Annotated in this window: 14 protein-coding genes; 7 read left to right on the top strand and 7 right to left on the bottom strand. The window is 68.8% G+C overall.

Annotation, left to right across the window (positions count from 1 at the left end):
* Positions 1 to 3 precede the first annotated feature (3 nt).
* The 5 genes from TU34_RS10570 to TU34_RS10550 all read right to left on the bottom strand — a co-directional run bounded on the left by TU34_RS10570 (position 4) and on the right by TU34_RS10550 (position 4,364).
* On the bottom strand, positions 4 to 618 hold the full coding sequence (locus tag TU34_RS10570) for a dihydrofolate reductase family protein (protein WP_045822837.1): 615 nt from the start codon (positions 616 to 618) through the stop codon (positions 4 to 6).
* The gene (locus TU34_RS10565; RefSeq protein ID WP_045822836.1) at positions 615 to 1,202 is read right to left on the bottom strand and encodes a TIGR03086 family metal-binding protein; all 588 of its coding nucleotides are present in this window, start codon (positions 1,200 to 1,202) and stop codon (positions 615 to 617) included. The genes TU34_RS10570 and TU34_RS10565 overlap by 4 nt, the downstream gene beginning before the upstream one ends.
* Before the next feature lie 71 nt (positions 1,203 to 1,273).
* Complete coding sequence (locus TU34_RS10560) at positions 1,274 to 1,945, bottom strand: SDR family oxidoreductase (RefSeq protein ID WP_045822835.1); 672 nt, start codon at positions 1,943 to 1,945, stop codon at positions 1,274 to 1,276.
* Positions 1,942 to 3,648 carry a dihydroxy-acid dehydratase gene (ilvD, locus tag TU34_RS10555; protein WP_045822834.1) on the bottom strand — a complete coding sequence of 569 codons (1,707 nt, stop codon included), beginning with the start codon at positions 3,646 to 3,648 and terminating at the stop codon, positions 1,942 to 1,944. Before ilvD ends, TU34_RS10560 begins: the two co-directional genes overlap by 4 nt.
* A gap of 92 nt (positions 3,649 to 3,740) precedes the next feature.
* On the bottom strand, positions 3,741 to 4,364 hold the full coding sequence (locus TU34_RS10550; protein ID WP_045822833.1) for a dihydrofolate reductase family protein: 624 nt from the start codon (positions 4,362 to 4,364) through the stop codon (positions 3,741 to 3,743).
* 162 nt (positions 4,365 to 4,526) lie between these two features.
* Between TU34_RS10550 and TU34_RS10545 the strand changes: the two genes are divergently transcribed.
* The 6 genes from TU34_RS10545 to TU34_RS10520 all read left to right on the top strand — a co-directional run bounded on the left by TU34_RS10545 (position 4,527) and on the right by TU34_RS10520 (position 9,006).
* Complete coding sequence (locus tag TU34_RS10545) at positions 4,527 to 4,832, top strand: hypothetical protein (RefSeq protein WP_150116482.1); 306 nt, start codon at positions 4,527 to 4,529, stop codon at positions 4,830 to 4,832.
* Positions 4,833 to 4,887: 55 nt separating this feature from the next.
* Positions 4,888 to 5,631, top strand: a complete 744-nt coding sequence (locus TU34_RS10540) for a dienelactone hydrolase family protein (protein ID WP_045822960.1) — start codon at positions 4,888 to 4,890, stop codon at positions 5,629 to 5,631.
* A gap of 77 nt (positions 5,632 to 5,708) precedes the next feature.
* Positions 5,709 to 6,635, top strand: a complete 927-nt coding sequence (locus tag TU34_RS10535) for an AurF N-oxygenase family protein (RefSeq protein WP_045822831.1) — start codon at positions 5,709 to 5,711, stop codon at positions 6,633 to 6,635.
* A gap of 46 nt (positions 6,636 to 6,681) precedes the next feature.
* The gene (locus TU34_RS10530) at positions 6,682 to 6,939 is read left to right on the top strand and encodes a DUF3072 domain-containing protein (RefSeq protein ID WP_045822830.1); all 258 of its coding nucleotides are present in this window, start codon (positions 6,682 to 6,684) and stop codon (positions 6,937 to 6,939) included.
* 62 nt (positions 6,940 to 7,001) lie between these two features.
* A complete protein-coding gene (locus TU34_RS10525) occupies positions 7,002 to 7,868 on the top strand; it encodes an oxidoreductase (RefSeq protein ID WP_045822829.1) in 867 nt (288 codons plus the stop codon).
* A gap of 145 nt (positions 7,869 to 8,013) precedes the next feature.
* Complete coding sequence (locus tag TU34_RS10520) at positions 8,014 to 9,006, top strand: fumarylacetoacetate hydrolase family protein (RefSeq protein ID WP_045822828.1); 993 nt, start codon at positions 8,014 to 8,016, stop codon at positions 9,004 to 9,006.
* Positions 9,007 to 9,030: 24 nt separating this feature from the next.
* On the opposite strand, the gene TU34_RS22345 is transcribed toward TU34_RS10520, so the two are convergent.
* The gene (locus TU34_RS22345) at positions 9,031 to 9,639 is read right to left on the bottom strand and encodes a luciferase domain-containing protein (RefSeq protein ID WP_052688856.1); all 609 of its coding nucleotides are present in this window, start codon (positions 9,637 to 9,639) and stop codon (positions 9,031 to 9,033) included.
* A gap of 149 nt (positions 9,640 to 9,788) precedes the next feature.
* Here TU34_RS22345 and TU34_RS10510 point away from each other — a divergent pair, with 149 nt between their 5' ends.
* The gene (locus tag TU34_RS10510) at positions 9,789 to 11,102 is read left to right on the top strand and encodes a cytochrome P450 (RefSeq protein WP_045822827.1); all 1,314 of its coding nucleotides are present in this window, start codon (positions 9,789 to 9,791) and stop codon (positions 11,100 to 11,102) included.
* Positions 11,103 to 11,126: 24 nt separating this feature from the next.
* On the opposite strand, the gene car is transcribed toward TU34_RS10510, so the two are convergent.
* Entirely contained in the window at positions 11,127 to 14,693 is a 3,567-nt protein-coding gene (car, locus tag TU34_RS10505) for a carboxylic acid reductase (protein ID WP_082080135.1), read from the bottom strand.
* Positions 14,694 to 14,714 lie beyond the last annotated feature (21 nt).

Raw genomic sequence — 14,714 nt, 5'->3', positions numbered from 1 at the left:
CGTTCAGCGCACGACGCGGTACCGCAGGTGTGCCACCCCCGGGGCCTCGAGCACCCGGACCAGTTCGAGTTCGGGCCGCCCCGGCGCGAACCCGTCGAACAACCGCTCGCCGGAGCCCAGGATCTCGGGACTGAGCTGGATGTCGATCTCGTCGACGATCCCGGCCGAGATGGCCTGCCGCGCACACGACGCGCCGCCGGCGATGGAGATCGAGCGGCCCGCCGCGACCGCGGTGGCCTGGGCATAGGCCGACTCGATCCCGTCGGTCACGAAGAAGAAGGTCGTGCCGCCCTCGAGCTCGATCGGCTCGCGGGCGTGGTGGGTGAGGACGAAGACCGGGCAGTGATACGGCGGCTCGTCACCCCACCAGCCGGTCCAGTCCGACGCGCCCCATTCACCGCGCACCGGTCCGAACATGTTGCGGCCCATGATGGTCGCGCCCATGTCGTCGAGCATCTCCGACATCACCTGTCGGTTCACGGGGTGATCGAGACCGGGTCCGATGTGCCAGGCGTGGACGCGTTGCCCGCCGATGCCGAGCGGGTGGTCGGCACTCTGCTGCGGACCGGCGACGAAACCGTCCGCCGACATCGACATCGACAGGTGGGTGCGGCTCATCGGGGCCCCGTTTGTTCGTCGGTCGTGTTCGTGCGGGGATCACGCCCGGCCAGCGCGAGGACACGGTGCAGCCGGTCGGCGTCGTCAGCGATCGGCGTCACCGGTCCGAACGGCCCGGTCCCGGTCTCGGGATCCGGTGGGAACATGGTGAAGAAGCGCTCGACCTCGTCGAGGGTCGCGTCCTGGACGTGTACGCGCTGATCGGTGGCACGAGCCAGATCCCATGCGTGCACGGTCAGTTCCTCGACGGCGACGACGGCGTTGTCCCGTGCCGGCATCTCGACACCGCCCGCGCTCACACGTCCCTCCCACGCGCCGGGTTCGGCCCAGGCCGCCGCGAGATCCTCGAGCTGCTCCGGTATGGCGGTGCGCCAGTCCCCCACCAGACCGTCCGGTGGCCTCATCGGGGCCTTGCGGGCATTGTCGGTGAAGACGCTGCTGAACTGGTGGATGTGTGCCAACAGGTCGCGCACGGTCCAGTCGTCGCACGGGGTGGGTCGATCGAGATCGTCGTCGGCGACCCCGCCGACGAGACGGCGCATCTCCTGCGTCGCAGGCCCAGATCGAACATCGCATACCTCCATCGGTCGGTGTCGATGATGTAGACCCCGGACGCACCGAGAACTCATCGGTCTCGTCGGATCGGTGGCTGTGGTCAGCCCGCGGCGTCCGCGGGGTCACCGAATCGCACGTCGGTGACCCATTCGGTGTCGGATCGACGGTGCATCTGCTCGTACGTCTCGGCGATGAGATCGGGGTCGTACCGCGTGTTCGGAGCCACCGGACCGCACACGGTCACCGTGGCGCACCGAACGCCGTGGTCGAGGTGGCCGGAGTCGAGGAGTTCGGCGAGCGTCCGCAGCCCGGCCTTGCCGAGTGACAGGCTCGTCAGTTCGGGGAGTGGGTGTGGCATACCCGCCGTGAGCAGGAAGCGACCTCCCCGCTGCGCGCGCATGCGGGGCAACAGTGTCGCGGCGGTGACCACCGCTCCGGCGACGTTGACCGCGTAGGTGTCGAGCAAGGTCCGTACGTCGAGGTCGCCGACCGTGTCGGTGCGGATGACCCCGGCGTTGTAGACGACGAGTTCGGGTACCCCCAGCCGATCGACGAGACCCGCGACGGCGCTCCTCAGGGCGCTGTCGTCCGCGACATCGGCCCGTGCGCCGGCCGCGGTGTCCGGGAGATCGCCGAGGAGCGCGTCGATCGTCGACGGCGATCGTGCGATCACCCCCACAGGGTGGCCGGCCGCGGCGAAACGTCGCGCCACCGACCGCCCGATGCCGGGGCCGGCCCCGACGACGAGGACCGACCCCTTGCTGCTGCTCAGGTCAGCACCGCACCCTCGGACGCGGAGCCCACGAGCTTGGTGTACTTCGCCAGCACGCCGCGGGTGTAGCGCGGGGGCAGCGGCGCCCAGTCCTGACGACGCGCCTCGAGTTCCGTCTCGTCGACGAGCAGATCGAGTGTGCCCCTACCGACGTCGAGCCGGATCCTGTCACCGTCGGCCACGAAGGCGATGGGGCCGGCGTCGACCGCCTCGGGCGCCACATGGCCGACGCACAGCCCGGTGGTGCCGCCCGAGAACCGACCGTCGGTGAGCAGCAGGACGTCCTTGCCCAGACCGGCGCCCTTGATCGCGCCGGTGATGGCCAGCATCTCGCGCATCCCGGGGCCGCCCTTGGGGCCCTCGTAGCGGATGACGACCACGTCGCCCGCCGCGATCGTGCCGTCCTCGAGGGCGTCCATCGCCGCGCGCTCACGCTCGAAAACCCTTGCGGTGCCCTCGAAGACGTCGGAGTCGAACCCCGCCGACTTCACCACCGCCCCGCCCGGCGCCAGCGATCCCTTGAGGATCGTGATCCCGCCGGTCGGGTGGATCGGATCGGACATGGCGCGCAGCACCTTGCCGTCGGGGTCGGGTGGGGTGATGTGAGCCAGGTTCTCCGACATGGTCTTTCCGGTGACGGTGAGGCAGTCGCCGTTCACCAGCCCCGCGTCGAGGAGGGCCTTCATCACGACCGGGACGCCGCCGATGGCGTCGACGTCGGTCATCACGTGCTTGCCGAACGGTTTGACGTCGGCCAGGTGCGGGACCCGGGAACCGATGCGGGTGAAGTCGTCGAGGGTCAGCTCGACCTCCGCCTCGCGGGCGATGGCGAGGAGATGCAGCACCGCGTTCGTGGAGCCGCCGAACGCCATCACCACCGCGATCGCGTTCTCGAACGCCTCCTTGGTGAGGATGTCGCGGGCGGTGATGCCGCGCCGGAGCAACTCCACCACGGCCTCGCCGCTGGCGTGGGCGAACTGATCGCGACGACGGTCCGGAGCCGGCGGAGACGCGCTGCCGGGCAACGACATACCGAGCGCCTCGGCTGCGCTCGCCATGGTGTTGGCGGTGTACATGCCGCCGCATGCCCCCTCCCCGGGGCAGATGGCGCGCTCGATGGTGTCGACGTCCTCCCGCGACATGAGTCCTCGCGAACAGGCGCCCACGGCCTCGAATGCGTCGATGATGGTCACCTGGTGCTCGCTGCCGTCGGAGAGCTTCGCGAAGCCGGGCAGCGTGGATCCGGCGTAGAGGAACACGCTGGCCAGGTCGAGGCGTGCCGCGGCCATCAGCATCCCGGGTAGCGACTTGTCGCACCCCGCGAGGAGGACCGATCCGTCGAGGCGTTCGGCACTGACCACGGTTTCGACGCTGTCCGCGATCACCTCACGGGACACCAGGGAGAAATGCATGCCCTCGTGGCCCATCGAGATCCCGTCGGAGACCGAGATGGTGCCGAACTCGAGCGGGAACCCACCGGCTGCGGACACACCCTCCTTCACCGCCTTCGCCAGACGCTGCAGCGACAGGTTGCACGGGGTGATCTCGTTCCACGAGGAGGCGACGCCGATCTGCGACTTGCCCCAGTCCTCGTCGCCCATCCCGACCGCGCGCAGCATGCCGCGGGCCGCGGTCTTCTCGAGGCCGTCGGTGACGTCGCGGCTGCGGGGCTTGATGTCCGGGGATTCGTTCTCGGGCGACATGGCACTCCTGATCTGTGCGTGGGCGCGGTGGACGGGGCTGTCCGGCGCCGCTGCCGCGAACTGAGCGGCTCGTCGAGAAGTATGCCCCCGCGCTATGTCGGATCGCCGTCGAGTCGGGTCATGTCGCCGGTCTCGGGGGCGCCGTCGACCCGTGCGTACCGCAGGTACACGATGCCGCCCGGGCTCACCTCCGGTGATCCGACCAGGCGGACCCGTCCTGGTGTCACCGCGTCGGTGAACACCTTCTTGCCCGCCCCCAGGACCACCGGGTGGAGCCACAGGTCGATCCGATCGAACAGTCCCTCGGAGAGAAGCGTCTGCAGGAGATCCAGACTGCCGACGACCGTCACGTGGTCGTGTCGCTCGCGGATCGCGCGCACCTCGGCGGCGAGATCGGGACCGAGGTGGGTCGATCCCTCCCAGGACAGGTCGGGTGTACTGCGCGAGGCGACGTACTTGGGGATGCGGTTGAACAGGCGGGCGAAGTCGCCGGTCTGGTCCGGCCAGTACGCGGCGAAGATGTCGAAGGTACGCCGACCGAGCAGCAGCGCGTCGGTGCCCTCGTAGGCGGCCTGCACCTGCGCACCGCTGATCTCGTCGACCAGTGGCGCCTGCCATCCGCCGTAGGCGAAGCCGTCGGGATCCTCGTCGGGACCACCGGGGGCCTGGCCCACGAGATCGAGGGTGGCGAAGGTTGCGATGTGGATGACTCCCATGACTGAACTCCTGTTCGGTGTGGCGGTGGACGCAGGGGCAGACTCGCCTCGCCGCGGATTCTCATCGGCTGTCGTGACCATTTCGTGACCGGGGCATCGTTCGCGCACCGAAGTCACCGTGGTGCTTTCGCCGTCGGCCATCGGCGTCCTACCGTCGGAGACGTGAGCGAAAACGTTGTGAAACCCGCCCTCCCGATCGGCACCCACAAGTCGATCGCCGACCTCGTCGCCGAGGGTCGTTCCCTGGCCGAAGTCGCTGCCATACTGGACATGTCGGTCATCGATGTCCTGCGCTGGTACTCCGAGATGGCGGCCGTGCTCCACGTACGGGAGCTGCCGGCACTGGCAAAACGCCTGCGCGACATGGAGTATGGGAAACCGACCGTGAGCCCGTGGCGCCGGGACATGTTCACCGGTGCGGCCGTTGTGCCGCAGGCGCCCGACGCGCCGGCACCGCTCGCCGGCTGATTCGGGTCGTCCCGCCGTCGGTGCAGACGGCGGCTCCGCACGTACGGTGGAGGTCATGGATCTCATCACCGTCGACACGCATGACGGAACCGCCCAAGCCCATGTCGCCACTCCCCCGGCAGGAAACGGCCCGGGGGTCCTGCTCTTCATGGACGCCATCGGACTGCGCCCGCAGATCGTCACCATGGCCGAGCGCATCGCGTCCTGGGGATATGTGGTGTTGTCGCCCAACGTCTTCTACCGCGACGGCGATGTCGCGACGCTGATGCCGACCGTGGACCTCCGCGAGCCCGGTGCCCGTGAGGAGTTCTTCGCCGGTGTCGGTCCGCGGATGGCTGCTCTCACCACTGAGCGGGCCGTCAGCGACATCGTGGCCTACCACTCCGCGCTCCTCGGTCTCGACGCCGTCGTCGGTGACCGCGTCGGGACGGTGGGGTACTGCATGGGTGCTCGTCTCGTGACGCGTTACGCCGGACAGTTCCCGGACAACGTCGTGGCCGCGGCCGGGTTCCACGGAGGTGGGCTCGTGACCGACGACGACGACAGTCCGCATCTGTCACTGGCCACGGCTCGCGCGCGGTTCGTCTACGGGCACGCGGACAACGACCGGTCGATGGGCCCCGACGCCGTGGCGGCGCTCGGGTCGGCGCTCGACGACGCGGGATTGACGGCCACCAACGAGATCTACCCCGACGCCCCGCACGGGTACTCGATGGCCGACACCTCGATGTATCAGGAGGCAGGGGCCGAACGCAGCTTCACGGAGCTCCGTGCCCTCTACGCCGACACGCTGGGGTGATGCGGTAGGTGTTCCCCCGCGTCACACATAGCGCTACTCTGACATCAGACAATGGCACTGTGTGTGATGGGAACGCGATGACGACGATGGACGATCGACCGGTCGCACCGGCGACGAGCACTCTCGACGTGGGCATGGAGGCGATCACGCGGCGTCTCGCGGACTCGTCGGTGCTGGCGTCGCGGAACGCGATGACCGAGATCGACTGGAAAGCCCCCCTCGACCCGACCAAACACGGATGTTCGCCCGAGTGGTCGACGCTCTACGGCACCGACTACTGGGATGAATTGACCGAGGAGCAGCGGGTCACGCTCACCCGCCACGAGTTCGCCTCGACCATGACGATCGGCATCTGGTTCGAGATGGCCCTGCAGAAGATGGTGATCCGCGACCAGCGTTCCTCGCCCGTGCAGTCCGAGGAGTTCCGGTTCGCGATGACCGAGGTCGCCGATGAGTGTCGGCACTCGCTCATGTTCGCCCTGGCGGCGCAGAAGATGGTCGGCACGTCCTACCGTCCCGGCCCGCGGGTGGCCACGCTCGGACGGTTCTTCATGAACACGGCCGGCGGCGAGCTCGCCTACGGCGGGATCCTGGTCGCCGAGGAGATCCTCGACGTCATGCAGCGGGGTTCGCTGGGTGACCCGCGGGTGCTGCCCATGATCCAGACGATCAACGAGATTCACGTGCTCGAGGAGTCGCGGCACATGCGTTTCGCGCGCGAACAGGTCCGCGAGGCGATGGCCGGCGCCGGACGACTACGCCGTGAGACGAGCGCGGTCTTGATCGCGTTGGGCGCCGAGCTGATCATCTGCAGTCTCGTGCGCCCGCAGGCGTTCACCGACGCGGGTCTCGACCGTCGCCGTGCGGTGGCGGCGATGCTCGGCAACGACCACCATCACCGGATGGTGCGCAGCGGTTCGGTGCACCTCATGCAGTTCCTCGACGAGGTCGGTCTGCTGACGCCGCGCGCGGCGAGGATCTACGCACGCAACCACATGCTGTGACGCGAGATGGTGGGCACCGATGGCCGCGGACGCGTACTGTCGAGTCATGACTGATTCGAACACAGGTTCGACACCTGACACTGCGTCCACCACCGGTTCCGATGTCATCGGAGCCGACGCCGGCAACACCACCGAGAAGGATCCCGAGGACTGGGTGACCGGCGACGAGCCGATGACCGGAGCCCAGCGGAGCTACCTCGACACCCTCGCGCGCGACGCAGGGGAGACCCTCTCGGCAGATCTCACGAAGGCGCAGGCCTCCGAGGAGATCGAGCGGCTCCGAGCCGCGACCGACCGCACCTGACCCGAGTCCGCACTCTGGCGGGGTGCGGACCCCGCGGTCGCCATCGTCCGTAGCATCGAGGGATGAACGACGCGATCGCGACCGCGGGGGTCTTCGCCCTCTCCGACGACATCACCGTGACCCGGATGGGTTACGGCGCCATGCAATTGGCCGGCCCGCACGTGTTCGGCCCGCCGGCCGACCGCGATGCCGCGGTGGCCGTGCTGCGTGCAGTGGTCGACGCCGGGATCACCCACGTTGACACCAGCGACTTCTACGGACCGCACGTCACGAACCAGATCATCCGCGAGGCCCTGCACCCCTACCCGGATGATCTGCACATCGTCACGAAGGTGGGTGCTCGTCGCGACGCGGAGGGCAACTGGCCGTCGGCGTTGTCGCGTGACGACCTGCGATCCGCCGTGCACGACAACCTGACGAACCTGGGCCTCGACGCCCTCGACGTGGTCAACCTGCGGGTCGGTGGGTTCGGTGAGGCCATTCCGGGTTCGCTGGCCGAGCCGTTCACGCACCTCGTCGAGATGCAGCGGGAGGGGCTGATCAGACACCTGGGCGTCAGCAACGTGAACGCCGAGCAGGTGGCCGAGGCGCGATCGATCGCCCCGATCGTCTGCGTGCAGAACAACTACAACGTGGCTCACCGCGTCGACGACGCGCTCGTCGACGAGCTGGCCGCGGACGGGATCGGTTTCGTGCCGTACTTCCCGCTCGGCGGGTTCTCGCCGTTGCAGTCCGACCGACTCGACGCCGTCGCCGCGCGCCTGCAGGCGTCCGCGATGAGCGTGGCCCTTGCGTGGCTGCTCGCGCGCTCCCCCAACATCCTTCTGATCCCCGGCACCTCCTCGCGTGACCACCTGCGGGAGAACATCGCCGCCGCGGCCCTCGAACTCCCCGCCGACGCGATGGCCGAACTCGACGCCATCGGCTGAGACACCCGTCGTCCATCCGACCGAGCGCCCCGTCCTCTGTGGAGATCTCCTGTCGCCGTGCAGAAGGACGGGTCCGCAACAGCTGTTGACGTAGGGTCTGAGCCCAACCGGTCCCGACGACGGGACCACAGTCGGAGGGTGGACGATGCGGGTTCGTACGGTCGGATCGGGCGAGACGTCGGCGGTCGCCGCGTGGCACGAGACGTCGCAGCAGTGGATCGACCTCGACGCCGCGGCGCAGGCGCTCGACCCCGGCGCGCGGGGCGAAGCGACACGCGGCGTGCTCGCGTTCCTCGCCTCCCGCGAACGCGGTCGCGACACCGCGGCATCCCTGATGGACCGTGCGGTCGCCGAGAACGTCGCCGTGGTGACGCCGACGCCCACCCGACCGCTGCAGCCGGCGTCGCTGCGCTGCTTCATGGGATGGGAACAGCACTGGAGCCAGGCCGCCCACCAACTCGTGCGCCGCAACATCCCCGCCGCGATGCCGTTCATCCGCGGTGTCGAGATGGTGACGCGCAAGGACTTCCCCGCCCTGCGCCCCGGGGCGTCGTTCGCCGATCACCCGATGTACTACACCGGCAACCACCTGACGATCCTCGGCGACGGCGATGTCGTCCCATGGCCGTCGTACTCCGATCTACTCGATTTCGAGCTCGAGTTCGGGATGATCGTGGACCGGCCCCTGCGCGATGCGACCCCCGCCCTGGGTGCCGACGCGATCGGTGGCTTCGTCGTGTTCAACGATCTCAGTGCACGTGACACCCAGTGGGACGAACAACGCAACGGCTCGTTCGGGCCGGTCGTGAAGACGAAGACGTTCGCCAGTTCGATGGGGTCGGTCGTCGTGACCGCCGACGAGGTGCTGGATCGACTCGACGATCTGTCGGCGTCGGTGGTGGTCGACGGCGAGACGTGGTCGTCCACCGGCACCGCGGGACTGCGGTGGGGACCGGGTGACACCGTCGCCTACGCGAGTCGCGGCGAAGACGTGTTCCCCGGCGAGATGATGACCTCGGGCACACTGCCGTCGGGCTGCGGGTTGGAACTCGATCGGTGGATCGCGCCGGGCAACACCGTCACCCTCTCCATCGACGTCATCGGCTCGGTCACCAACACCATCGGTGCGAAGGCCTGATCCGCAGGCCTGGCGCCGCCGCGATCATCGGGCGGTGTGCATCACCCGATCGATGATCTGCTCCACGACTGCCTGTTCGTCATCGGTGCGCGGGGCGTAGAGGAACAGATAGCTGTCGGGCAGACCGATCCTGCCCGCGAGTGGGTGTCGTTCGCCCCAGCCGCGGTCGATGATCTCGTGTACATCGGCGGGTGCCGCGACCACGTGCATCGATCCCTGCCCGTGTACATGGGCGATCTCGCCGTGCGCGTGTCGGGCCCACGCGGTGCCGGGCTCGGTACAGAACAGGGCGTCTCCGCGCTTCTCGAACCGGCTGCGATCGAGGTGGAAGCCGTTGCCCTCGGCGGCGTCTCGCAGCCGCGACCCCAGATCGGCCACACGCGTCGCATCCGCGTCGGCGCCGGTCTCCCGGTGAGGGATGGGGTACGGCGCGATGGAGGGCCGCGGCCCGTCGCGATCCGGCAGGTGCAGACGGTGGACGTCATCGCCGGCCGGGTCGTCTCCGCTGACGTCGAGTGGATCGCGGCCCCACGGTCGCAGCGCGCTGGTGATGACCCAGCCGATCTGGTTCGCGGGCAGACCGCCGGGCCCCAAGGCTTTCCATCCCCGGTAGTCCTGGGCCAGTCGGTTCATCGGTGGTCTCCTGTCTGTGCAGGTGGGGGTTTCTCGATGGCGGGCCGTCACGCCCGCGCGCTTGTGCACACTTGTGCACAAAGAGCATCATGGCAGTGAGTCGCGTCACGTGCGTAGAAGGTGGGATGAGGATGAGTCGGGGCAACGCAGTGCGGATGAGGTTGAGATGGTTTGCGATGCACGGATTCCTGCGCTTCGTCGCCGGTCGTGCCGCTGCCGCAGGTGATCTGCAGGCGAGGCTGATCGCCGATCCTTCGGCGCGCAAGGATCCGACGGGTCTGTACGGCGAGATCCGTGAGGCCGCTCCCGTGGTGCGTTCCCGATTGGCCAGCGTGACCGTCGACCACGGGATCGTCCACGACACGCTGCGGTCCGACGACTTCCGCACCATCGTTCTCGGGTCCCGGCTCCCCGGTCCGCTGAAATGGATCGAGGAGCGGACGCGGTCGGGGGCGCTGCACCCCCTCCGTCCGCCGTCGTTGCTGGCCACCGAGCCGCCCGAGCACACCACCTATCGCAAGCTGGTGTCGTCGGTGTTCACGGCGCGGGCGGTCGCGGCATTGCGCGACAACGTGCAGGAGACGGCCGACCGTCTGCTCGACGGGCTGATGGACCAGAGCGGACCGATCGACATCGTGGAGCGCTACTGCGCGGAGCTGCCGGTCGCGGTCATCAGCGACATCCTCGGCGTCCCCGAGTCCGAACGCGGCCGCGTGCTCGAATTCGGCGAACTCGCCGCCCCGAGCCTCGACATGGGCCTCACCTGGGCGCAGTTCACCCGGGTGGAGACCGGGCTCATCGGGTTCGACCAGTGGCTCTCCGACCACCTCGCGACACTGCGCCGCAACCCCGGCGACGACCTCATGAGCCAGCTGATCCGGGCGACCGACGACGGGGTGTCGCTCACCGACGACGAGTTGCGGGCCACGGCCGGTCTGGTGCTGGCCGCGGGATTCGAGACCACCGTCAACATCCTGGGCAGCGGGATCGACCTGCTCATCAAGCACCCAGAGCAGCTGGCGATCCTGCAGGAGAACCCCACGCTGTGGGCCAACGCGGCCGACGAGATGCTGCGCCTGCAGGCCCCGGTCCAGATCACCGCGCGTGTCGCCCGTCGTGACGTCGAGGTCGGCGGGGAGACACTGTCGAAGGGTGACCTGATGGTGCTGGTACTCGCCGGCGCCAACCGTGACCCGAACGTGTTCACCGATCCCGAGCGTTTCGACGTGACGCGGGAGAACGCCAACAAGCACCTGTCGTTCTCCGGCGGGCGGCACTTCTGCCTGGGCTCCGCTCTGGCCAGGGCCGAGACCGAGGTCGGGCTGAAATCGCTGTTCGACCGGTTCCCGCAGATCACCTCGGCCGGTCAGGGCACCAAACGAGACACCCGCGTGCTCAACGGGTTCGCGCGCCTGCCGGTGCTGCTCGCCCAGCCCAGCCGCGAGGACGCCCACAGCCGGTAGCCGTGGGCGCCCTCCCGGTCGAGATCAGCGGGCGGCGTCGATGAGCCCCAGCGACCGCAGATCGGCGACGTACTTGGCGATGAGTTCCGCACTGAGGTGCGGGATCTCGCCGTTGTCACCGATACGCGCCTCGGCCACCGCGGCGGCGAAGCGCCGCGACGGGATGGCCGACCCCGCGATCGCCGTGTCGGGTTCGGCGAACGCGTGCAGCAGAGGCAGCAGCGACGCCCGCCGCTGCGCCTCGGGCAGCGCCCGGATCGAGGTCTCGAATCGGGCGATCCACGAGGCGTAGTCGTCGACGCGGGTCACCGCGACACCGCTGTCTTCCAGCCAGTCGACGACGGTGTCGAGAGAGATGCCGTCGTCGTGCGGGTTCACGACGTTGTAGGTCTCGTACCCCTTGTGCACCGAGGAACCGAGATCGGTGATCGCGGTCGCGGTGAAGTCCGCGGGCAGACCGTCATAGTGTGCCCGCGGCCGATCCGTCGAACCGTCCTCGGAACGGTAGAACGAACCGGGCGCCACGCCGGTCGCGATCACGCTCAGAACCAACCGCGTGAACATGTCCGGGACGTTGAGCTGGCCACCGAATGTGCTGTGCGCCAGGATCATGTCCGAGCGGAACACCGCGACCGGCAACTCGCAGAGGTCGTGCGCCTCGCGGAGCAGGACCTCGCCGGCCCACTTGCTGTTGCCGTATCCGTTCGCGTAGGTCTCGTCGACCGCACGCCGCGCACTGGCCGAACGGATGTCGAGGTCCTCGTCGAGGATCGACGGTCCGCCGTCGGCGGCGACACCGACGGTCGACAGGTACGTGATCGGCTTCACGCGGCTCGTCAGTGCCAGCGCGATCAGCTCGGCGGTCCCCACCACGTTCGGTCCGAACAACTGGTCGTACGGCAGAACGTGGTTGACCAGAGCGGCCGGGTGGACGATGAGATCGACCGCATCGGCCAGACGCTGCCACGTCGAGGCGTCGAGACCGAGGTCGGTGTCGGCGATGTCGCCGGCGAGCACCTCCAGTCGGCGACCCGCCAGTTCCCGGAAACGTGCGAGCAGTTCGGGATCGCCGCTGTCGAAAGCGGATTCGAGGCGGGCGCGGGCGTCCTCGGCGTCGCGGCCGCGAATGATGCACACCAACCGGCCGTCGGAGGCGTCGAGACGTTCCAGCCATTCCAGGCAGAGGAAGCGGCCGAGGTAGCCGTTGGCCCCGGTCAGCAACACGGTGCCCGGCTTCTCCGGTGCCCGGGGCAGTGACGGTGCAGCCGAGAGGGTCTCGGCGTCGACGAACTTGTCGAGTGTCAGCTGTTCGGCGAACACCTCGGTGGCACCCTTGCCGTGTACCGAGGTGAAGGTGGGTCGCACAGCGCCCGCGCGTGCGCGCTCGATGTGCTCGGCGATGGCGCTCAGATCGGTGGCCGCGCTCATCAGCACACCGACCGGGATCTCGACATCGAAGATGTCGCTCAACAGGTTCGAGAACGTCAGCGCCGACAGCGAGTCGCCACCGAGGTCGGAGAACCGGACGCTCCCCTCGACCTGACCCGAGCCTCCCACCGTGGCCATCGCCGCACGGGTGACCGTCTCGAGCACCGGGCGGTCACCACCGTGGCGGCGCAGGTCACGCAGCTCGTCGTTCTGCCCGTCGGCGAGCTGGGTGTACAGCGCCTCGAGACGGTCGCGGTAGTGCTCCGTCAGCGCCGGTCGCAGCAGCTTTCCGACACCGGAGAGCAGCCCGGCCTCGCGGGTGAACGGCGAACGCTCGACGATGATGTCGCGCGGGATCTCGTACGAGTTCAGTCCGGCGCCGCGGGCGCTCTCGCCGATGGCGTCGAGCAGTCGGGTACGCAACGCCGCGTCGGAGTCGATCTCGGCCGACACCTCGTCGGTGGGCACCACGACGGCGAGTAGGAACGCGCGGGAGCTGTTGCCGTAGACGAAGATCTGAGCGACGCCGTCAGCGGTGACGAAGATGGACTCCAGTCGCGACACCGCGACGAACTCGCCCTGGGAGAGTTTGAGGACGTTCTTACGGCGATCGAGGTAGACGAGATGACCCGGCTCGGTCTCGGCCATGATGTCGCCGGTCAGATAGAAGCCGTCGTCGTCGAAGACCTCGGCGGTGACCGCGTCACGCTTGTAGTAGCCGGGGAACATCGAGTCCGATTTCAAGACCAGTTCGCCACGCGGATACGGGGTGTCGCTGGTGTGATACCCCAGCTCGGGGACGTCGATCAGCTTGTACTCGGTCACCGGAGGTTGGTTGACGACGCCGTTGATGAGCACCGGACCGGCCTCGGTGGAGCCGTAACCGTCGACCAGGGGTACGTCGGCGCAGGTGGTGATGAACTCGGCCATCTCCGGCGCCAGTGGCGCGGTGCCGCACATCGCCGACAGGACGCGTCCGCCGAGCAGCTCCTCCCGCAACTCGACCTTCACCGTGTCCTCGACGGCACCGACATCGGTGGCGTCGGCGTCGAGTCGATGGTCGACCTCGCTGCGGAAGCGCTGGAAGATCATGTCGCACACGCGCGGGACGAGCATCAGCGCCGTCGGGCGGACCAGCGCGAGATCCTCGAGCAGGGTCGACAGATCGCTGGCCGCGACGAAGTACGCGGTACCGCCGCTGCCGAGGGTCTTGGCGAGGACGGCTCGGCCGGCGACGTGGCTCATCGGCATGTAGTTGACCGAGATCTCCGGGATCTCGCCGGTGTCGAACCAGAACGTGGTCCACAGTCGGGCGACGTTGCGTGTCGGGTACATGGCGCCCTTGGGCGTCCCCGTGCTGCCCGAGGTGTAGATGAGGGTCGCGAGCGCGTCGGCCCAGGTGTCCTGTGCGCCGGATTCGGGCGTTCCGAAGGCGGGGACGGCGGGAGCAGTGCGACCGCGGTCGACGATGTCGGCCAGGGTCTCGAACGCGGTGTCCGTGCCGGACAGGCGCTCTCGGGCCTGCGCGATCAGGTCGCGGTGGTCGTCGTCGTCGGTGAAGTTGTCGAACACGACCAGCCGTGAGGGTGCGAAACCGGTGGTGATGAGCTCGACGGCGTCGGCAAGGTGATCGATCGACACCGCGAACACGGTGGTCTCGGTCTCGGTGATGATCGGGGCGAGGGCCGCGGGGGTGGCGCTGGTCTGCAGCGGGACGCTCACCGCGCCGAGGTGCGCGCAGGCGAGGTCGATCACGGCATAGTCGACGCTGGTGAAGCCCAGGGTCGCGACGAACTGCCCGGGCCGGACGAACTCCGCCCATCCGGCGGCGACGGCCGCGATGCGGTCGCCGAGCTCGCCGTAGGTGACGGTGTCGAAGCGCGGTACGAGCGTGCGGGTGGTGCGGCCGGTCGACGCGTCGGTGGTCGTCTCGGTGGCACGCGTGCCCAGTGCAGGTCGGTCGGCGTACGCCTGCAGGACCGTGGAGATGACGACGGCGAGCGGCGTGTCGGTGTCGTGGGAGCCGGAGAGGTCCGGGTTCGGGAGGGCCGCGGCGACCTGGGGGTCGTTCTCGGTCAGTCGCCGGAGTCGCTCGGCGACGTGGGCGTCGAGTTCGTCGCGGCTCGGGGTGTCGGCGGTGTCGTCCTGGGTGGGTGTGCTCATCTCGTGCCCTCCTGTCGCACT

It is taken from the genome of Williamsia herbipolensis (assembly GCF_000964005.1).
Lineage (GTDB): Bacteria > Actinomycetota > Actinomycetes > Mycobacteriales > Mycobacteriaceae > Williamsia_A > Williamsia_A herbipolensis.
Note: the sequence above shows the minus strand (reverse complement) of the source record. Positions and strands in the feature narration are given on the sequence as shown.